Source organism: Pseudomonas sp. BN415 (assembly GCF_029871195.1).
Taxonomy (GTDB): Bacteria; Pseudomonadota; Gammaproteobacteria; order Pseudomonadales; family Pseudomonadaceae; genus Metapseudomonas; species Metapseudomonas resinovorans.
Genome location: NZ_SSOK01000030.1, coordinates 1 through 21,283, shown reverse-complemented (window position 1 = coordinate 21,283; position 21,283 = coordinate 1). Strand labels below are relative to the sequence as shown.

Genomic DNA, 21,283 nt, shown 5'->3' with positions numbered 1-21,283 from the left:
CGCAATGAAGTTTCATTTGATGCAAACAGGTGTGATCGGTCGTCGTTATGAGCTGGAAGCGGGTATGGCTGGGCAGCGTCCTGAGTTGTATCAGCGCTTTCTATCCGAAGTGCGTGATTACGTTCGTCTGGCGGATGAGCTTGGTTATGCAGGCTATTGCCAGCCTGAGCATCACCTGCAGATCGAAGGTTTTGAGATCAACAACCATCCCGGCATGTTCAGTCTCTATGTGGGCCTGCATTCCAAGCGGATGAAGGCCGGCATCATGGGGTACACCCTGCCGACCCATAACCCGGTGCGTATCGCTGAAGAAATCGCCACCCTTGACCACATGCTCCAAGGGCGCCTGATGGTTGGTTTCACCCGTGGCTACCATGCGCGCTGGGTCGACTCCTATGCTGCGCGTCCGGGTGTCAGCGCCACTACGCCGGACAACGCCAAGGCCCGCGACGAGCAAGATGCGCTGAACCGCGAAGTCTTCGAGGAATCGCTGCAGGTCATCAAGAAGGCCTGGGCCAACGACGTGTTCAGCCACAAGGGCAAACACTGGGAGTTTCCGCCAAATGGCGGCTCTGCCGGTCACCCGGCCTATGCCAGCATGGGCAAGGGCATGGATGCAGATGGCATCGTGCGCCAGATCGGCATTGCGCCGAAGTGCTACCAGAGTCCCCACCCGAAAATTTACGGCGGCTTTGCCGGCAGCATGCGCACCGTCGACATGTGGGCCCGGGAAGGCGGCAAGCCAATCGTGCTGGCTTCCGACCTGGACTTCTGTGATGCCCTGTGGACCCGCTATGCCGATACCGCACGCCAGCACGAGCGGGAGGTTGCCCGTGAGGATGTTGCTGCCTGGGGTGGTTTCCTGATGCTGACCGATGACAAGGACAAGGCCAAGCAGTTGATGGCCGAGCACAAGTGGTTCTGGGACAAGTGGTTCATCCCGTTCGGCCAGAAAATGCCGAACGTGCTGATCGGCTCGGCTGACGAGATCGCCGATCAGATCGGCCGCGCCCATGACCGCCTGGGCTTCAACGAGCTGTTCCTGATGTTCGGTCAGGGTCACCTGGACCCGGAGCAGAACAACGAGGAACTGGAAAAGTTTGCCAGCCTGGTGGCTCCTCGCTTCGCGACCAAGGATGCCGAAGGCACGCTGGTTTAACACTGGCCAGTGCACAGTTGAAGCGGGTCGGAACTAGTCCTACCTGCTTCGATTGTGACGACCTGATCAGCCCGAGATGCCGTGAAGGTATTAAGGGTGAACGCAACGCGAATTTATCTGGAGTTGCATCATGAGTGACGTCACCACAGAGAACGTACGAGACGCGATCGATCCGCAATGGTTCAGAACCGTTCTGGGCCAATATCCCACCGGCGTATGTGCCATTACTGCGATGGATCAGGACGGTAGGGTGTCGGGTATGGCAGTTGGGTCGTTCACCTCGGTATCGCTTAATCCTCCTTTGGTGGCGTTTCTGCCCGATCGCAGTTCCACCAGTTGGCCGAAGATTGAGTGTGCCGGTAAGTTCTGCGTCAATGTGCTAAGTAATCAGCAACTGGGTGTCTGTAAGCGCTTTGCTTCCAAAGCGGAAGATAAATTTGCCGGGCTGGAATACGAGCTATCAAACAATGGCTCCCCAGTGCTTGCGGGCGTGGTGGCCTGGATCGATTGTGACTTACATTCCGTTCAGGAAGCAGGTGATCACTATATCGTCATTGGTGCAGTTCGTGAGTTGCAAATCGAGTCCCAAGATTCTGCTCTGCTTTTCTACCGTGGCGGATATGGTGGTTTTGCATCTCTGTAAATTGAAACTAGCAAGTTGCTGCATGTCGGTTATGCGCAAGGCTCGGCCGAACCTTGGCAAGATTGCGCGAAACTCGTTTGCGCCGCGTAATCTAGGTGCGAGTAATGTTTACCGGAATTATTGAAGCGGTTGGTTTGATAGGCTTGATCGAGCCATGCAATGGTGATCTGAGGGTCTTCGTTCAGACTGGGACGATGGATTTGAGTGGTATGGCGCTAGGGGAAAGTGTCGCGGTCAACGGTATCTGTCTGACAGTCGTCAGTTTGCTGCAGGATGGTTTCTGGGCTGATGTCAGCCAGGAAACGCTTAGCCGCAGCAGTCTGGCGGGGCTGCGACACGGCGATCGTGTCAATCTGGAAAAAGCGCTTAGGGCGGACTCGCGGTTGGGCGGTCATTTGGTCAGTGGACATGTCGACGGGCTCGGCAAGGTGGTTTCGCTGTCACGTGACGCGCGCTCATGGCTGATTCGCATCCAGGCGCCTGCAGCGCTCACCCACTATATAGCGGAAAAAGGCTCGATTACCGTAGATGGTGTCAGTTTGACGGTCAACGCGGTGGCAGGCGACTGCTTTGATCTGAATATAGTGCCGCACACCATGCAAATGACTATCATGTCCAGCTACCAAATCGGCCAGCAGGTCAACCTCGAAGTTGACCTGCTTGCACGGTATCTAGAACGCCTTCTGGCCGGTCGTCAGCATGAAAGACCGGGCGGAGAGGGTGGGCCCCCCTTGGAACTTTGCAAGTGTTTGTAAATGCGGGCTGAATCAGGCAACTCATGATGCGCCGGCAGTGTGAAATTCTGCCCAGCAATTGATCAACGTTGTTGTTGACTTTTGTCGATCGCGGTACCATCTTTTGGTATTTAAACGGTGCCGAGCACATAATTAACAGCGTGCAGAAGGCTGCCAGAGTAACAACTGCCTTCTGTCCGTAGTGGAGGACGCTCAATGACAAAAACAACAGAATGGTTTGAGGTTTCCCCAATAGGCGACCTCATCGTACGAGGGGCGCATTTGCAGCCAGCACGGGATGCGGTCGTTTTCCCTGAGGAAAGGCGCACCTACCGGCAGTTGTGTGACAACGCCATACAGGTGGCCCGAGGTCTTATAGCTCTCGGAGTTCGTCCTGGTCAGCATGTTGGGCTGATGTCCGCCAACAGCCCTGAATTCATTGAAGGTTTTCTCGGCGCGGTGATGCTCGGTTGTGTAGCGGTGCCGATCAATGCCCGGCACAAGGCCAGCGAGATTGGCTACATCATCGAAAACGCCAACCTTGTCGCTTTGCTGACTACTGCCGACGACAGCGAGTACACCAATTTCACCGCGCTGTTCTGCGATGCATTGCCCTCATTATCTAAGGCTGAGAACCCGGCAGCCCTGGTCCTGCCAGAAGTACCCTGCCTGCGTAGTACCGTGTTGCTCAAGGGCGAGTGCCGTAAGGGGTTTGTCGGGCGTTCGGAATTCGATCGTTTGGCACAGAGCATCAATGCGAACCAAGTGCATGAGGCTCGCTTGCGCGTGCGTATTCGCGATCTGGCACTGTTGGTCTACACCTCTGGCACAACGGCCAACCCCAAGGGCTGCATGCTGACCCATGAAGCCATTGTACGCGGCTCGGTGCAGCGTGCCCGTTCACGGTTTGCCACAGACGAACACCATGTTGCCTGGAACCCAGGTCCGCTGTTCCACATTGCAGCGATCGCTCCCTTCCTCGGCGTGATTGGAACCCTTGGCACGTACCTAACCGATACCTTTTTTGAGCCCGGGCGAGCCATTGCCTTGATGGAAAGGGAAGGGGTGAGCATGGCTTGGCCTTGGTTCCCCGCCATCGTACAGGGCCTGCTCGATCACCCTGATTTTGATGCCGGCAAACTGAGGTCGCTGCGCAAGATTATGCTGATCGGCCCTCCTGCTCTGGTCAAAACGGTTCAGAAGACCTTTCCGGACGCTGAGCTTTTCCAAGCCTGCGGCATGACCGAGACTGCCGGTATCTTTGCTCTGACCGACGCCGACGAAACGGCAGAACAGCGCGCCAACACTCAGGGGCGTCCTGCGGTTGGAATGGAGGTACGCGTTGCCAGTCTTGATGGAAAAGGCGATGCCGCACCTGGCGAAGTAGGTGAAATTCTGGTGCGCGGCTTCTGCGTAATGGAAGGCTACTATCGCGACCCAGTGAAGACCGCTGACACCTTGGACAAAGATAGGTGGTTGCATACCGGCGACCTCTATTTGCGCACCGAGGACGGCAGCCTGGTATTCAACGGTCGCCTCAAGGATATGCTCAAGGTCGGCGGTGAAAACGTCGCAGCTATCGAGATCGAATCTTACCTCTGTGAGCATCCCTGCGTGGCCATTGCGGAAGTGGTTGGCAAGCCTGATCCGCGCCTGGACGAAGTGCCGGTGGCCTTCGTCGAGCTTAAGCCGGGCAAGACTGTCGAAGCTGAAGAGCTGATCGCCTTCTGTAAAGGAAATATCGCTAACTACAAGATCCCTCGGGCTGTGCATTTTGTTGAGCCGGGTAACTGGCCTATGTCAGCAACTAAGGTTAACAAGCGTGCGCTGCGCAGCATGCTGACCGACTAGGCCGCAGCGTAGCGACGGACGCTGTTGCAACCCGGTCATAGCAGAACCGAACGGAGTATCCGGATATGGAGCAGAGTAGCGAATGTTGACACTCGAAGAGATCGGTACCTATGTAGAGGACTTTCTCGAGTCCCAGGTGGACGGCGAGCCACTATCCGATCGGGACGCCGCGCTAATTGGCCTTGCGGTCCGAATCTCGCCTTCGGCCCTGGATATGCAGGGGACGCAAGACTATGTGCGGCGGGCATTGGATGCCGGTGCGAGCGCGGCACAGGTGCATGAAGTACTGGTGCTGGTCTCTGGCCTAGGAGTGCACACCCTTATGGTGGGCTCGTCTACTGTGGCCGCGGTTCTGCGTGAGCGGGGCGACCTGTCCATCAGCGCGCCGCTGGATAGCCTGCGCCAGCAGCTTTGGGATCAGTATGTTGGTGATGATCCGTTCTGGGGCAGCATGGAGCAGCAGGTACCCGGTTTTCTGGACGCGCTGCTCCGTCAGTCGCCCGAGGCCTTTGAGGCATTCTTCAAATACTGCGCTGTGCCCTGGAAAACCGCGGCACTGCGTGCGTACCTCAAGGAGCTGATTTCCTTGGCGGTGGATGCCGCACCATCTCATCGCTTCATGCCGGGGCTGCGCCTGCATCTGGCCAATGCAGTGCAGTTGGGCGTTGGGCGCAAAGCTATTCTGCAAGCTCTGGCGATTGCCGCGGATGCCCCGCTGCACCGAGGGATCGCATAAGTCTCTGTTAGGAACGGCGGAAGAGGGTCGCAGGTGCGCAGCGATAATAAAGCCCAGATACTGACTTCTGACGCTGGTTTCTGGTAGTAGATCGAAGCACAGGGAAGTGATCGCCGGACCTGAACCGCCATCTGTCAGTTCCCTACGCGGAAGAGGGCGAGGTCATGTCATTTGCGCCGTCAACGCCCGTTCCACGCACATTTGCGCCGTTCTGGGAGGGGATATTCAGCCTGCCGCGTACCATGTACCTCTTTAGGGCGATGCGGTGCAATGCTTGTTGGGGATCGAGCTGGGCAGAGCATGCCTGATTGCCTTTTGATGAGCTGGTGCACAGGCCCATGAATTGATGAGCCTTATCAGGATTACCGAACAGGGTGTTATTCGGCGAGATTGCTTTCAATTTCGATGAGCTTTACTGGTCAGCAGCAGCCATTGGGAGCTGACTGCCATAACCACTGTGGAGTGCAAGCACGGCCGGAGTTATTCCCTGTTTGCCCGCGTCACACTGGAATCGTGGATCCCACGCCATTCGGACACTCAGCCCGCGCTGATCCGGACATCTGTTCCATGACCATTCTGACAGGCAGTCTGTGCGCAGCGACGCAGGGTTGGCATTGTTTGTCGGAGCTGCCCGGCGGCGTCAATTTCCGCGACTGCTTGCGCATCGACTCGCCCTTGAGCCGGATAAGCTAAACGCTCCAGGGGACATCTTTGCTTCGAAAAAGCGACCAATGGTGGTGTAAATCCTGTGTGACTACCTGCCGGAGAAGTGTCCGTATGGTCGCAGAATCGGTGTTCGGATGCGCGTGGAAGGGGGAAGAGTCAGCGCGGAATCCACAAAAGCACGCCGTAGGTACTATACGCAAGGCAAGATTTGCTGATCCGGTCGCCATGAAGGTCATCGCCGCTGAAGGATGACCCCGCCCCGATTCGCAGAGATGGCTGGACCGTCAACGCGCTAAGGCTGGGGGCGTGGGCCGGTCAATAAAGGCCCGATGTCTTCGACATTGCATTCGCCGAATAGCGAGGTGACTGTGTTGCTGAGTTCTGCCCGCACAGTACCTCACCTCACCTCACCTCACTGCCCGCTACTGAGTGCCTCGGTAGCTGTTATCGAGGCGCCGCCTGAGCCGCGAGAGCGCTGAGTGCGCTCGCGTCACCACGTGTCGATGAAGGGGCGCCTCTTGCCCTGCCTTGGCCCCACCGTCTTTAACGACTGCAGGCAGCGTACTAGCCACTGGCGTGATGTGGCCGGATCGATGACGGCATCAAACTCAAGCGATGCGGCAACACTGCTGGCCTTACCGCGTTGGTAATAGTCGTTGACCAATTTGTCGAACAGCAGCTTCCGCTCTTGTTGGTCGGCAATGGCTTCCAGTTCGTCGCGATAGGCAAGTCTAACAGCGCCTTCAAAACCCATGCCGCCAAACTCGCCGGTCGGCCAGGAAGCAATGAAGAGCGGTGCGTGGAAGGATCCGCCGGTCATCGCCATGGCGCCCAGGCCATAGCCCTTGCGTAGTATCAAGCTGAACATTGGTGTGGCCATATTCGCGGCCACCGCGAATATTCGACCGGAATGGCGCACAAGCGCAGTTTTCTCGTTCTCCGGACCGACCATAAAACCGGGGGTATCGCACAGGCTGAGCACCGGCAAATCAAAAGCATCACAGAGCTGTAAGAAGCGCGAGGCTTTGTCTGCGGCGTCGGTATCGATGGCCCCACCGAGGATGCGCGGATTGTTGGCTATCACCCCGAGCGAACGCCCTTCAATGCGTATTAGCGCGGTGATCATATTGGCGGCAAACTGCTCGCGCAGCTGTATGGCCGAGCCGCTATCCGATAGCGTCTCGATTACTGACCACATGTCATAGGAGCGAAGGCGATTGTCCGGCACACTGTGGCGTAGCGCGCGCTGGTCAGCCGATTCCCAGTGCTCCAGCGAACCCTGAAAATAGCCCAGTAGCTTTTTGGCCAGCGCGGTGGCTTGCGCCTCGTCATCAACCACACAATCGATCACCCCATTCTTAGCCTGCAGATTTACCGGGCCAATATCCTCCGGTGCATGCACACCTAGTCCTGCGCCCTCGATCATCGCTGGGCCAGCCATGCCGACATTGGCGTCCTGGGTGGCAATGAGGATGTCGCTGCCACCAGCCAACACGGCATTGCCGGCAAAGCAGCGGCCGCTGACGATGCTGATGCGCGGGGCCAGACCACTGAGCTGGGCAAACTGCAGGAAGCTGGGCATGTTCAGCCCGGTTGCCCGAGTAGCATCGTCGCTGTCCCCTGGCCGGCCGCCTCCCCCTTCGGCATAGATGATCAGGGGAATTTCCAGCTCGTTGGCGATACCGAGCATGCGCGACAACTTCTTGTGGCTCATGATGCCCTGTGTGCCGGCCAGCACGGTGTAGTCGTAGGCCAGCACCATGCACCGGGCTTGTTGGGGCTGGAACTGATTGCCATTGACGCTGGCAACCCCTGCAATCAGACCGTCCGCTGGTGTCGAGATGGCCAGTTCCTGTTCGGAAAAACGGCTGCGCTGGGCTGCAAATGTAAGGGCCCCATATTCAATGAAACTGTCTGCATCACACAGGTCTGCTATGTTTTCGCGAGCAGTGCGCTTGCCTTTTGCATGCCGGCGCGCCACTGCCTGCGGACGCGACGCATCTTGGCCGAGGGCGTGGCGTGATAGGACCTCGGAGAGGTCCGCTCTGGCCGTGTCCAGGTCAACCGCGTGTAGCGATCTGCTATCGACCGAATCGACATCGGCCTCTTGAAGATAGAGCAGGGCTTGGTTTGCGGTAACGGCCGAATGCATGTCCACACTGACACGACGGATAATCCCGCTAGCTGGCGCGCTGATCACATGCTGCATCTTCATGGATTCGATCATCGCCAGCGCCTGCCCCTTGTGCACCGGCTGATCCTCGGCGACATGCAGTTCAATCAGCAGGCCGCTCATGGGGGCGGTAATCATTCTCAGACCATCCAGAAAATGCTCATCTGGATGTGCTGTGGGAGCAGGACCGGATGACTCGGTAAAGAACTGTTGTGGGTGCTTCTGGCTCGGACTGCGAATTAGCTGCCCCAGGTGCTCATCAATAAAGCGGGTATACACCTGGCTCTCGACCACCGCAGGGTGGCAAAGCAGGTTCTTGAGGAACTCGATATTGGTTTCGACACCTTGTATGCGCGTTTGACAAAGGGTGCGATAGACGCGCTGAGCGAGCTCGCTGAAGCTTCCGGAAGGGCTGTGCACAATCAGTTTAGCTAGCAGCGAATCGTAGCGGGGATTGATGCTGTACCCGGCGTAACCAAAACTGTCGACCCGAATGCCTGGGCCGCCCGGCGGCTCGAAGATGCTGAGCGTGCCGCCACTCGGCAGTACACTGCCGTCAGGCTGCATGCTTTCCATATTGATGCGTAGTTGCATGGCAAAACCCTGCGCAGGAGGAATGTCCGCCTGTTGCAGATGCAGGCTGCGTAATGTCTCGCCGCCGGCTAGGCGCAATTGCGCCTGCACCAGATCAATCCCGGTGACGGCCTCGGTGATGGTGTGTTCCACCTGCAGTCGCGGGTTGGCTTCTATGAAGAAGAAGCGGCCGGTTTGCTCATCGAGCAGAAATTCGAAGGTGCACAGGCTGCTGAGGCCAACCGTGCGGGCCAGCCTGAGTGCGGCATCAATCAGTGCTTCGCGTAGGTCGCTGCTGAGCGACGGACTCGGGGCAATTTCCAGCATCTTCTGGTGCTTGCGTTGCAGGCTGCATTCCCTTTCCCACAAGTGGCTCACTTCTGTGCCGTCACCGATCACTTGCACTTCTATATGCCGTGCGCGGGCCACCATTTCCTCGATGTACAGCTCATGATCGCCAAAAGCTGACAGAGCCTCGGCGCTGCACTGATGGAAGGCTTCTTCCAGCTGATTGGCATCGCGTAGTATTCGCATGCCACGGCCACCGCCACCGGCAATCGCCTTGAGCAGCGCTGGGTTTCCCGCTGGCAAGTTGGCAAGAAAAGCGCGAGCTTGCTCTAGATCGATTGCGCCGTCAGTTCCGGGAATCACCGGAACTGCGCACTGCTTGGCCAACACTCTGGCGCTGGCCTTATTGCCAAGTCTGGCGAGGACATCCGCGGACGGGCCGACGAAGCGGATATTGGCGGCTTCACATCGTCTGGCAAAGTCCGGCTGTTCACTGAGGAAGCCGTACCCAGGGTGGATGGCATCACAGCCATGCTGGCGGGCCAGGGTAATCAGTTGCTGCGCATCCAGATAGGCCGCTGCGCCAACGCCTTCGAGCGGGATGGCCTGGTCGGCGATACGGGTATGTAGGCATCGCGCATCATCCTGCGGGTACACTGCGAAGCTGGTGATACCTAAGTCGGCTGCAGCACGGGCAATACGGATGGCCACCTCTCCACGATTGGCGATCAGAAGCTTGTTGATCATGTTTTGCCCTTCTAAATACAAAAAAGGCCGAACGCTTAGCGCCCGGCCCCGGTGCGACAGGCTAGGCTCAGCGTCCCTTCCATTCCGCTTTACGTTTCTCGATAAAGGCGTTACGGCCCTCGAGTACGTCTTCGCTGGAGGCATATTCCTCGATCGACTCGAAACGGGTTGCCAGGGCAACTTCAAGCGGGTAGTCGAGGCGGCTCGTTGCTGCGTCCTTGGCGGCCTGGTTGGCTAGCGGGGAAGCGGCTGCGACCTTTTCCGCCCAGCGCATGGCTGCTTCGGCCAGGTTGGCCGGCTCGACTACTTCATTCACCAGGCCATAGCTGAAGGCGTCCTGGGCGGACATGCGATCCCCGGTCAGGATCATGGCCATGGCAATGCGCTGCGGGAGCTGACGAACTGCGCGGTGAACGACGCCGCATTCGCCGATGATGCCGGCCTTCGTCTCCGGCAGGCCGAATTGAGCATTGTCTGCCGCAACGATAATGTCGGCACACAAGGCCAGCTCGAAACCACCGCCTAGCGCATAGCCCTGAACAGCGGCAACCAGTGGCTTCTTCAGTTTCACCAGCGGGCCACCGATACCGGTCAGGCCACCACCGACAGCCATGCGCGATGCACGTTCGGTGCCGCCACTGATATCACCGCCAACACAGAAAGCGCGGTCACCCTCTGCAGAAAGCACGGCTACCCAGACTTCCGGATTGCGGTTAATTTCCTGCCATGCATCAAACAAGGCCTGATCCATATCGCCATTGATGGCGTTGAGGGATTTGGGGCGGTTCAGCCGTACGTGAGCAATATGGCCTTCAATGTAGAAGTCGACGTTAGACATGGCTCTTATTCCTGTATTTTTTTCGCCGGGGTCAGGGGGGTCGTCCGCTCTGAGCGGTAGAGTTTTATCGACTCCTTCAGACCTATTTCGGCAAGCTTCTGTTTGATTTCCAGCACCGAGGGCGCCACGTGTAGCAGTGCGTCCATCTCGGCTACCGCAGCTCCGGCAGAACGGAAGCCCATCGCTTCGGCGGCACGGTTGATGGACAGTTTCTTGATTCGCAGAACTTCGGGTGGTGTCAGGGCAATGCGCTCGGCGAGACTTTCGACACACTCAATGAGCTGGTCTGGAGGCACGCTATGATTGGCCCAACCCCACTCGACTGCAGTTTTCCCATCAATGCTGTTGCCAGGTACGAAAGCCAATTCCTTGGCCCGCTTGGCTCCCACCAGTGGTACCCAGAGGGGGGCAATGTAGCCGCCCCCAATCGGGATCGTCGGCTCACCGATCTTGGCGTCATCGGTCACAACGGTGATATCCGCATACACGCAGATCTGTGTGGCTCCCGCGATGCAGTAGCCGTGAACAGCGGCGATGATCGGTTTGGGGTGATCCCACATCGCCACATAGCGGTCCACATTCCGGCGCAGACGCTCGCGATCAGCGAGAGGATCGGGTACGAGACTGCCGTAGCCGTTTGCCTTGCCAACTTGGCCTATGTCGTAGCCAGCCGAAAAACCGCGTCCTTCTCCCCGTATGCCAATCACCGGGCCGCCTTCGGTTGCGAGACGCTTAAGGGCATCAGAAAACTCATCGAGCAACTCGTTCGACAGCGCATTTGCACTGTCAGGCCGATTGAGAATCAGCCAGGAAATTTTCTCCCTGTGCTCGATGCGGATGTGTTCGTAAGGGTAGGAAGACGCGGCGCTCATATCAGCTGCGTCCTATCGGCAGGGTTTTCTTCACATGAAAGTCCTTGTCGCCGGTCACGCGCAGCTCGCGGCGCTTGAACTGCCATTTGCCATCTGTGCGCACGATGACATCGTGATACTGACCCCACACATGGCTGTCAGGCATTTCACGGTTGTAGCGGTGCCATGCATAGAGAACAGAGCGCACAGTGGCTTCGTCCGGACCGGTGAAGTCGACGACGATATTCGATACATGGTGGCTAGTGGCCTTGAAGAAGGAGCCAACACCTTCAAGAGTCTTGGCGTAGGCTGCGCGCCCCTGCGCGCCAAAGCCGCCCGGGCCGTAGATGACCTCACAGTCTTCGGTGAATAGGGCAGCCAGCTCGGCTGCCTGATTCATGTCGAGATGGAAGGCATAGGTGAACAGCAGGCGCTCAATGGCCTGGGTGTCTATAAGTTGTTGCAGCTGGGTTTCTTGGGTCATGTTGTTCTCCTCAGTCAACGTTAGAGTTGACTGATACTATTTATTTGTCAACGCGCGTGTCAACTTTCATTTCTTGCTTTCTGTCGGGGCGGCCTGCGCATTCCTTGGCGGCAGCGATCACTGATGCTGTGGCCGGGGTTAGGCGGTGCGGGTAGGGAGGGCTTGATGGAGGTGTTTTGAGTGGCTGGGGAATGGCACCTCCGGTCATTCCTTCTATGCTGTTCTGAGTGGAGTAGACAGGCTGAAGTGTTCTATTCGGGTGTCTGGTTGCAGTGCTGCCAGCTTCTGCGCTTGTAGCGATGTGTCCGAGAGCTAGAGGTCTGTCATGCCAGCTACTTGGTGCAGATGGGCTTGTAGCGTGAGCGGTGCCTACGAGGGCTGCTAAGTCCAAGCGCTAAGCCAATGCCTGTCAGTCTGTAAGGCGCCGCGTTCTGTGGCGTGAGAGCGCTGCGTTCCGCTGGTGCTTACATTTTTTCGGCCTGATTGCAGGGCATCGAACGCAACATGAGTTGAGGATCGTTGGCCGATGAAGTCTTCGTCTTGGCATCGTTCAGGGCCACGTAAGCTGCCGAGCCCTACTCGCAAGCGCAGTGGCATAGCAATGAGAAAGGGCATTGGCGCTGAGCGGATTCCGGTTCTGGTCGTGCGCAGTGACGGAGCGGGCAGCCTGCAGACTTCTATTTGGTGAAGCAGTCTATGGCGCACCACATAGGTGCGGTCGTACGGCCATTATTCGACCCGCGCAGGGTTTTGCGAATCGATAGCGCAGTGCTCCACTACGGCCTGCCAGGGCTGAGGGGGGCTACCCGCCACCGCCGTAGTTTGCGCCAGAAGCGTCGTATTGCCGGTCCTTACCTTATCCAGAAGGTCGGCGCCTATGACAATCGTCTGAAGGCCTGGATGATTCACTTCCAGGGGGTAAGGACGAAACACTTGGCCAATTGCCTGGGCTGGAAACGTTTGGTCGAGAGCTATGGGAAGCCACATAAACCCTTTGATTTACATGAAGTAATTCCCCGATTTATGTCCCTTTTGGCAGCTAACGCCATAGCCTTCATTCCCCCATCATGCGCTTTGCGCGTCTCGGCAGCGCGACCGCTCCACCGTCAGTTGAGCGGCATCTCCCACCTGAATCGCGTTGGGAGGGGGCAGATTATCAACGTTGGAGTTGACGTTGTGGTGCTCGAATGATATATCAACGTCAGAGTTGAAAAAGTGAAGTGGCGGTTGCGATGGGGTTGGGCGCAATCCAGAGGAGAGTGGTGACGTACTGAAGCGCAGGCTGGCGTGCTGTTGGCCAGTAAAGGTCCGTGGACAGGAGAAGCAGAAATGCAAAAACAACAAAAAGAAATTGCAAGGTTTGGCAAGATTCAGTTCGGTCAAAAGAAGCTGAGAGCAGCGATCGCCCTTGCGACGATTTTCTCATCTGGTGCATCGCAGGCAGTCACTCTGAAGTCCGACCAGGACTGGACGATCAACTTCGATACGTCCCTGCAGTGGCTTGCAGGCTGGAGGGTTGAGGGGCGCGAACCGCGTATCGCGAACAATCCGAATAACCACGCCGCCGATCACAAATTTGATCGCGGGGAAATGGTTACGAACCGTGTTCAGGGATTGTTCGAGTTGCAGGGTGTCTATCAGGATAACTACGGTTTTCGTGTGTCTGCTTCGGCTTGGAATGACTTTGCTTACGACGATGATGTCGAAGTACGTCCGGGGTACCTGCCGACCTATAGCGATGGCAAATACAGCAGCCATACTAAGAAGTACCACATCCGTGGCGCTGAGTTACTTGATGCTTTCGTTTTCAGCAACTTCGAAGTCGCTGACCACAACGCATCTGTACGGCTAGGTCGCTTCAGTCAGCAGTGGGGTAACGCAGTATTCTTCGGTTACTCCGGTATTGCGTTCGGCCAGCATCCCGTTGACTTCATCAAGGGATTTTCTCAACCTGGCTCTTCCGTCAAAGAGTTGATCCTGCCGCGTACGCAGGTCTACGGCAGTTTCGATATCAATGATGAACTGTCAATCGCCGCACAGTATTTTCTCGAGTGGCGTCCCAATCGTTTCCCCGAAGGGGCTACCTATCTGGCACCTGCCGATATTCTCTTTGAGGGGCCGGATGTCGGCGGTAGCGTAGTACCAGGCGCTGTTGTTGGTGAGAGCGATGATCCCGATGATATCAACGACAACTTTGGTGTCCGCTTGGACTGGACTCCGGCCTGGGCTAATGGTGATCGCATTGGCTTTTATTACCGCCAGTACGACGAGCCGGAACCTGTTGCAACTCTGAACTTTCCGCAAGTTGAGTTGAAATACGCCGAAAAGTCCAAAATGTACGCGATGTCCTACGAGACAGCGATTGGGGCTAACAGCCTCGGCTTCGAAGTGAACTATCGTCAGGATACCGCGTTGCAATCCGTTTTCCCTTCCGAAGTGGCGAAAGGTGACTTGGTTAACGTGTTGGCGAACTCTTTGATCAGCCTGCCCGGCAATGCACTCTGGGACGCTGCAACCGTCCTCGGTGAAGTGACCTACACGCATCTGACTAAAGTGCATGACAAGGACATCTATAACGGTGAGGGTTATGCCTGTAAAGGTAACAGGAGTGATGGCTGTGGTACAGACAATGCAGTTGCAGTGGCGCTGCTGTTTGAGCCGTCCTGGCTGCAAATTCTTCCGTCCACTGACATAAGTCTCCCGATTTTCGTCCAGTATGGAGTTACCGGAAATCCGGCCTATGCAGCGGGGGGGTTTTATGCTGAGGACTCCGTCATTGCTTCTATTGGCGTGAAAGCAGCTGTTGCGCAAAAGCATTATTTTGCTCTGCAATATCAGGATTACTACTGGAATCCCACTGGTCGCATCGCTAACGGCGCACCCGGCGGTGATATTTATGCAGGTGGTAACGGTCCCACTGGTCTGAATGACAAGGGCTGGGTATCGCTTTCATACAACACCTCGTTCTAAAAGAGGGCCCAGCCTAGCGAGTCAAGCATTCAGTAATACTTACAAGCCTTACAGACACACTTGTTCCGATAATCACAAGAAGGAAGACAGCCGTGCTGAAAAAAACAATTATTGCCGGGCTGGTGCCTGCCCTGGCACTGTGCTTCGTAGGTAGTGCCTTGGCTGCCGTATCGGCAGAAGAGGCCAAGCGTCTTGGTGCGGATCTGACCCTGCATGGCGCCGAAAAGGCCGGTAATGCAGATGGTAGCATTCCAGAATACACAGGCGGACTGCAGCCGGTTCCTGGCTACAACCGGGAGACGATGCAGACTTATATCAATCCTTACAAGGATGAGAAGCCTCTGTTTTCCATTACGTCCGCCAATATGGAGCAGTATTCGCAGTTCCTCACAGAAGGTACCAAGGCTACGCTGCGTAAGTATCCCAGCTACAAGCTCAATGTGTACCCAACCCACCGTTCGGCGCGTTATGAAGACTGGGTGCTTAAAAACATTCAGGTGAATGCGACGACTGCCGAAATGACCGGCGAGAACATAGGAGATGGCATTAAGGGCGCCGGGCCTGACGGTCTACCCTTGCCGGGTGTTCTCTTCCCGATCCCGAAGAATGGCTATGAGGTGATGTGGAACCACAAGCTGTCCTTTGCACCGGCGATCATGCACCAGCACAATCAGGGCTTCGTGGTTGACTCCAAGGGCGGTGTGAGCGTGCTATCCACCCCAAACCAGTACCACATGCGCCCCTGGTATGACCAGAGCGGCAAGTTGCGTCAGGAGTCAAACGGCGCAATTCTATCGTTCTCGGCACTGCAAACCAGTCCGCCGCAATCCGCGGGCGTGACCTTCCTGAACTTCTATCTGCCGACCGCCGACAATGGTGGTCAACTGGTATGGTTCTACACTCCGGGTCAGCGCCGTGCACGTCGTGCGCCGGACTTTGCCTACGATCTGCCGATCAGTTCTTACGGTGGCGTACTGATGTGGGACGAGCTCTTCGGCTTCGTCGGCCGCATGGATCGCTTTGACTTCAAGTTGGTCGGTAAGGAGGAAAGGTTCGTACCCTACAACGCCTATACCCTGACTCAGGACGTCAATCCGCGTGACGCACTTGGCAAGGAGCACTTGGCTCCGGAAGCCCTGCGCTTCGAAAAACATCGGGTATGGATTGTCGAGGCCGATCGTAAGCCAGGTGCCCGCCATGTATATAGCAAGCGCCGCTTCTATATCGACGAAGATAGCTGGCAGATTGTTGCTCTGGAAACCTACGATAATGCCGGTAAGCTCTGGAAAAACGGTTTCATCGAGAGTTTCCCGACCTACGACGTAGGTGGAGTTAATAACAACACGTGGGCTTTCAATGATCTGGTTTCAGGCAACTACATGCTGATCAATGCCGGTGCTTCACAGCCTGGCTACTGGAACCGTTCCTATACCGCTATGGACGGTTTGCGTATTGCACTTACTCCGCGTGCAGTTGAAGCTCAGGGTGTTCGTTAACGGCTGAAGGACTTCTGGCGGGGGTGTAAACCCCCGCTAGGTTCCAACTTTCTTGTAAGTAATCGAGTTCACTTCTGCTTGCTGTGTTAGTTTCCTAAAAGTCTTTCGTGCACCAATGGCTTTGCTTAAGCAAAGAAGAGAAGCCCGTATGAAAAATAAATTGAATAAGCTGCTCAGGGTTTTTGTCCTTCCTTTTGTCATTTTGTTCGTGTTGGCTTCGTCATCAATGGCCGATTTCAAAGATCCTCTGGATTATGGCGCCATTGAACAGAAAAAGCCTCTGAATAAGCCCTTTATTGACAGTGCAAAAAGCGGGCATACATTAGTCGTGGTTGGGCCGCGAGGCTTGATTCTGTATTCCAATGATGGGGGAGGGAAGTGGGCTCAAGCCCAGGTTCCTATACAGAGCGACTTAGTTGCCATTGATATGGTCAACGAGTCAAAAGGTTGGGCAGTTGGGCATGATGGTGTGATTCTCGCCACTACTGATGGAGGCGCCACATGGGTCAAGCAACTTGATGGTCGAATGGCCAGCGAGCAGTTCATCAATTACTACAGTAAGCGTCTCAAACAGGGCGACAGCAGCGTTGAGAAGGCCCTTGAACTCACCGAACTCAATTATCGAGATGGTCCGGCCTTACCCTTTCTCGATGTCTGGTTTCGTGACGAGTTGACAGGTTTTGCCGTAGGTGGATTCGGAAACATTGCGCGCACTGATGATGGTGGCAAGACTTGGACACCATGGACGGACCGCATTGCCAATGAATCCGGTTTTCACCTCACTAGCGTCGTAGGCGTTGGTGATGATGTCTTTATCGGCAGCGAGCGTGGCGTGTTGTTCAGGTTGAATGCTGAGCGGCAGTTTTTCGAAATTATTGAAACCGGGTATTCCGGTAGCTTTACCGGAATTACCGGCGCTGATGGGCTGATCATCGCTTATGGCGTGGGCGGGGCGGCGTACCGCAGTACAGATCGAGGCAATACATGGGCGGAAGTCAAGGATCTGCAGGGTTCAACCATCAACGATGCTTTCAGACGGGCCGATGACAAAGGTTATATCTTTGCCAGTCAATCAGGTAAATTAATCATCAGTGACAAGAACTTTGCCAACCTTGAGGTGATCGACTCCGGCACACCCGTTAGTTTTACTTCGATTCTCGAAATGTCAGATCGTGAGTTGCTCGTTACTGACTTGCAGGGGCTTTCGAAAGTTTCGCTGGTGGATCACAAGATGACCAGAGTCACGTCTCAGGAGTAATGTCAGATGTTAAGTAATAATAAAGCTGCAGCAGGGCCTGGTTTGGATGTGACTGCCGGCACGTTTGACCGCTCATCAGGAGCCTTTCACGAACGGCTGTTTTTTAACAATCGCATATTGTTTCTTCTGGTCGGAGTTTTTGTAACGCTCTGTTTCGGTTTTCAGAGTGCGAAGCTTGGTGTAAACGCAAGTTTTGAAAAAATGATGCCCTCATCCCATGAGTACATCCAGAACTACCGCGCCTTTGCAAACAACCTGCGCAGTCTAGGCAACGCAGTTACAGTGGTAGTGGAGAACAAGAACGGGTCTATCTACGACGCCGAGTATCAAAAGACGCTGAGCGAGCTCAATGACAGGGTGTTCCTGATCAATGGAGTCGACCGGGCATTCGTACAATCCCTGTGGATGGCCTCGGTGCGCTGGACCGCGGTAACCGCAGAGGGCTTTGACGGCGGTCCGGTCATGCCACCGGATTATGACGGCTCGCCCAAAAGCCTTGAGCAGCTTCGTGCCAACGTCGAGAAGGCCGGGTTGAAAGGATCCCTTGTGGCTATGAACGAGCGCTCCAGCGCGATGTTCGTGCCCTTGATGGAGCGGGACCCGGTAACTGGTCAACTTCTTGACTACAAGGCTTTTACAGACAGCATCAATGCAATCAACGCAGAATTCCAGAGCAGGGGCGTCGAACTCCATGTCATCGGTTTCGCCAAACTGGTCGGTGACTTGATTTCCGGCCTTATGGAAGTGCTCAGTTATTTTGTTGTGGCTGCCGCGGTCGTATCGGTCATCGTTTACTGGTATTCGCGTTGCTTGACCAGTACCTTAATCGTGGTTGGCACTTCGCTGATTGGGGTGATCTGGCAGTTGGGGATCATGCAACTGTTCGGCTTTGTGCTGGATCCCTTTTCGGTACTCGTGCCTTTCCTGGTTTTCGCCATCGGTGTGTCCCATGGCTCGCAGATGATGAGTGGCATCATTCAGGACATTGGCGAGGGTGCCGATCGCTATGTGGCTGCGCGACTGACCTACAGGCGGCTGTGCCTGGCTGGCTTTGTGGCGCTGGTAGCCGATGCCTTAGGTTTTGCCGTGATCTCGGTGATCGATATTCCTGCTATCCGTGATTTGGCCCTACAAGCCACTGTTGGTGTCGCGGCGCTGATCATCACCAACTTGCTGCTCATTCCAGTGGTACTGTCCTTCACCGGTATCAGTTCCCGCGCGGCCCAGCGCGCTTCGAAGGTTCTGCACGGCGAGCACCTTATGGTCAGGTGGCTCGGTGATCTTGCTGAAAAGCGCGTTGCCCGCTTGGTGCTGATCAGCGTGGCAATTATCACAACTGCTAGTTTCATCCATGGTCAGAAGATAAGCATTGGTGATTCCGGGACCGGCGCCTCCGAGTTACGCGCGGATTCAATTTATAACAAAGATGTGAATTACATCCGCGAAAACTACGGTTTGTCGAAAGATATGTTTGCGGTGATTGTGACGACGCCGGAGGGTGGCCTAGGTAACTTTGAAACCCTGTTGCAAATTGATCGGCTGGAACAGCAGCTGAGTGACTTGCCTGGTGTACAGATCACCGAATCCGCAGCCAGCATGGCTCGCAGGCTCACTCCGGCAGGCTTTGAAGGCTCGCCCAAGTGGTACACCATCAGTCGTAGCCGCTATATCACCAATGACGCGGTAGACAACGTGTTTACCGCACGTCCAGGGCTGATCAACGATTCTCGTACAGTGGCACCGATAATTGTCTATCTGAGCAATCACAATGCCGAAACCCTGCAGCGCTTGACGCAGGTTGTTGAGGCGTTTGCCGCCGAAAATAACAATGAAGATCGGAAATTCCTGCTGGCCGGCGGCAACGCTGGTGTGGAAGCTGCCACTAATCAAGCAGTGGAAAAAGCCAGCTTCGAGATGGAAGTGCTAGTTTACGCAGCAGTGGTTCTGCTCTGCTGGATAACTTTCCGTAGCTGGCGTGCCGTGCTGGTGGCGATTCTGCCGCTGATTGTCGTGACCATTCTGTCCAAATCGTTGATGGTCCTGCTGGGAATCGGACTCAAGGTGGCTACCTTGCCAGTGGTGGCGCTGGGTGTGGGGATCGGCGTGGATTACGCGCTTTACATGCTGACTGTATTCCTAGCGTTTCAGCGTCAGGGTATGTCGGTCAAGGGAGCTTACACCAGTGCGCTGGCGTCTACCGGGCAGGTGGTGCTGCTGGTAGGTGTTACCCTGACAGCAGCGGTGGGTACCTGGATATGGTCTCCGATCAAGTTCCAAGCCGACATGGGCCTGCTGCTGGCCTTCATGTTCCTCGGAAATATGCTTGCGGCACTGATTATGGTCCCGGCGCTATCCGCTTATTTGCTGGCACCTAAGAAGGTTGAGCCTGAAGACTCCGTTGGGGTCGAATCAGATAGCGATCCTGTAACTAACCACGTCGCCCAAATGTCGGCCCTGTGAGCTGTCAGGAGGATTAGCCGCTGCTGGCTGTAGCACGCGTCTAAGGGGGCGGACACGTCAAAAGCAACGTGCCCGCCCTTTTCCGGGCGTTCGGCGATAAAGGTTTGGGCGTTTTTTTTTGCCCTGCAAATCAACATGAATGTTGACATTTGATGTTTGGTTGTCTGATAGTCAATCGATACGAGCCACAGCAGGAACCGAGGAGGCGCAATGAAGTTTCATTTGATGCAAACAGGTGTGATCGGTCGTCGTTATGAGCTGGAAGCGGGTATGGCTGGGCAGCGTCCTGAGTTGTATCAGCGCTTTCTATCCGAAGTGCGTGATTACGTTCGTCTGGCGGATGAGCTTGGTTATGCAGGCTATTGCCAGCCTGAGCATCACCTGCAGATCGAAGGTTTTGAGATCAACAACCATCCCGGCATGTTCAGTCTCTATGTGGGCCTGCATTCCAAGCGGATGAAGGCCGGCATCATGGGGTACACCCTGCCGACCCATAACCCGGTGCGTATCGCTGAAGAAATCGCCACCCTTGACCACATGCTCCAAGGGCGCCTGATGGTTGGTTTCACCCGTGGCTACCATGCGCGCTGGGTCGACTCCTATGCTGCGCGTCCGGGTGTCAGCGCCACTACGCCGGACAACGCCAAGGCCCGCGACGAGCAAGATGCGCTGAACCGCGAAGTCTTCGAGGAATCGCTGCAGGTCATCAAGAAGGCCTGGGCCAACGACGTGTTCAGCCACAAGGGCAAACACTGGGAGTTTCCGCCAAATGGCGGCTCTGCCGGTCACCCGGCCTATGCCAGCATGGGCAAGGGCATGGATGCAGATGGCATCGTGCGCCAGATCGGCATTGCGCCGAAGTGCTACCAGAGTCCCCACCCGAAAATTTACGGCGGCTTTGCCGGCAGCATGCGCACCGTCGACATGTGGGCCCGGGAAGGCGGCAAGCCAATCGTGCTGGCTTCCGACCTGGACTTCTGTGATGCCCTGTGGACCCGCTATGCCGATACCGCACGCCAGCACGAGCGGGAGGTTGCCCGTGAGGATGTTGCTGCCTGGGGTGGTTTCCTGATGCTGACCGATGACAAGGACAAGGCCAAGCAGTTGATGGCCGAGCACAAGTGGTTCTGGGACAAGTGGTTCATCCCGTTCGGCCAGAAAATGCCGAACGTGCTGATCGGCTCGGCTGACGAGATCGCCGATCAGATCGGCCGCGCCCATGACCGCCTGGGCTTCAACGAGCTGTTCCTGATGTTCGGTCAGGGTCACCTGGACCCGGAGCAGAACAACGAGGAACTGGAAAAGTTTGCCAGCCTGGTGGCTCCTCGCTTCGCGACCAAGGATGCCGAAGGCACG

The 21,283-nt window shown here is 56.1% G+C and carries 14 protein-coding genes; 10 read left to right on the top strand and 4 right to left on the bottom strand.

What is annotated here, in order from left to right; translation table 11 throughout:
• The 5 genes from E8F20_RS08765 to E8F20_RS08745 all read left to right on the top strand — a co-directional run.
• On the top strand, positions 1-1,159 hold a 1,159-nt coding region (locus E8F20_RS08765), incomplete at its 5' end, for an LLM class flavin-dependent oxidoreductase (protein ID WP_218649258.1).
• Between the two features lie 130 nt (positions 1,160-1,289).
• Entirely contained in the window at positions 1,290-1,802 is a 513-nt protein-coding gene (locus E8F20_RS08760) for a flavin reductase family protein (RefSeq protein ID WP_179059757.1), read from the top strand.
• Positions 1,803-1,906: 104 nt separating this feature from the next.
• Positions 1,907-2,557, top strand: a complete 651-nt coding sequence (locus E8F20_RS08755; RefSeq protein WP_348529618.1) for a riboflavin synthase — start codon at positions 1,907-1,909, stop codon at positions 2,555-2,557.
• Between the two features lie 195 nt (positions 2,558-2,752).
• Positions 2,753-4,387, top strand: a complete 1,635-nt coding sequence (locus E8F20_RS08750; RefSeq protein ID WP_280283408.1) for an AMP-binding protein — start codon at positions 2,753-2,755, stop codon at positions 4,385-4,387.
• An 82-nt stretch (positions 4,388-4,469) separates the two neighbouring features.
• Positions 4,470-5,123 (top strand): carboxymuconolactone decarboxylase family protein, encoded by a 654-nt coding sequence (locus tag E8F20_RS08745; protein ID WP_280283407.1) that lies wholly within the window; start codon positions 4,470-4,472, stop codon positions 5,121-5,123.
• A 1,156-nt stretch (positions 5,124-6,279) separates the two neighbouring features.
• Here E8F20_RS08745 and E8F20_RS08740 read toward each other — a convergent pair.
• The 4 genes from E8F20_RS08740 to E8F20_RS08725 all read right to left on the bottom strand — a co-directional run bounded on the left by E8F20_RS08740 (position 6,280) and on the right by E8F20_RS08725 (position 11,743).
• Entirely contained in the window at positions 6,280-9,570 is a 3,291-nt protein-coding gene (locus E8F20_RS08740; RefSeq protein WP_280283406.1) for a carboxyl transferase domain-containing protein, read from the bottom strand.
• A 67-nt stretch (positions 9,571-9,637) separates the two neighbouring features.
• Positions 9,638-10,408 (bottom strand): enoyl-CoA hydratase-related protein, encoded by a 771-nt coding sequence (locus E8F20_RS08735; RefSeq protein ID WP_280283405.1) that lies wholly within the window; start codon positions 10,406-10,408, stop codon positions 9,638-9,640.
• A 5-nt stretch (positions 10,409-10,413) separates the two neighbouring features.
• Positions 10,414-11,280, bottom strand: coding sequence for an enoyl-CoA hydratase-related protein (locus tag E8F20_RS08730; protein WP_280283404.1), 867 nt, complete (start codon positions 11,278-11,280; stop codon positions 10,414-10,416).
• A gap of 1 nt (position 11,281) precedes the next feature.
• Entirely contained in the window at positions 11,282-11,743 is a 462-nt protein-coding gene (locus E8F20_RS08725) for a nuclear transport factor 2 family protein (RefSeq protein ID WP_280283403.1), read from the bottom strand.
• Between the two features lie 1,329 nt (positions 11,744-13,072).
• Here E8F20_RS08725 and E8F20_RS08720 point away from each other — a divergent pair.
• From E8F20_RS08720 to E8F20_RS08700, 5 genes are all read left to right on the top strand, one after another.
• Entirely contained in the window at positions 13,073-14,713 is a 1,641-nt protein-coding gene (locus E8F20_RS08720) for a DUF1302 family protein (RefSeq protein WP_280283402.1), read from the top strand.
• Positions 14,714-14,805: 92 nt separating this feature from the next.
• Positions 14,806-16,209, top strand: coding sequence for a DUF1329 domain-containing protein (locus E8F20_RS08715; RefSeq protein WP_280283401.1), 1,404 nt, complete (start codon positions 14,806-14,808; stop codon positions 16,207-16,209).
• A 148-nt stretch (positions 16,210-16,357) separates the two neighbouring features.
• Positions 16,358-17,467: a YCF48-related protein gene (locus E8F20_RS08710; RefSeq protein ID WP_280283400.1), complete on the top strand. Its 1,110-nt coding sequence runs from the start codon at positions 16,358-16,360 to the stop codon at positions 17,465-17,467.
• Between the two features lie 6 nt (positions 17,468-17,473).
• Positions 17,474-19,927, top strand: a complete 2,454-nt coding sequence (locus E8F20_RS08705; RefSeq protein ID WP_280283399.1) for an MMPL family transporter — start codon at positions 17,474-17,476, stop codon at positions 19,925-19,927.
• Between the two features lie 210 nt (positions 19,928-20,137).
• Positions 20,138-21,283 (top strand): LLM class flavin-dependent oxidoreductase (locus E8F20_RS08700; protein WP_179057997.1); only part of this gene is annotated, 1,146 nt, incomplete at its 3' end.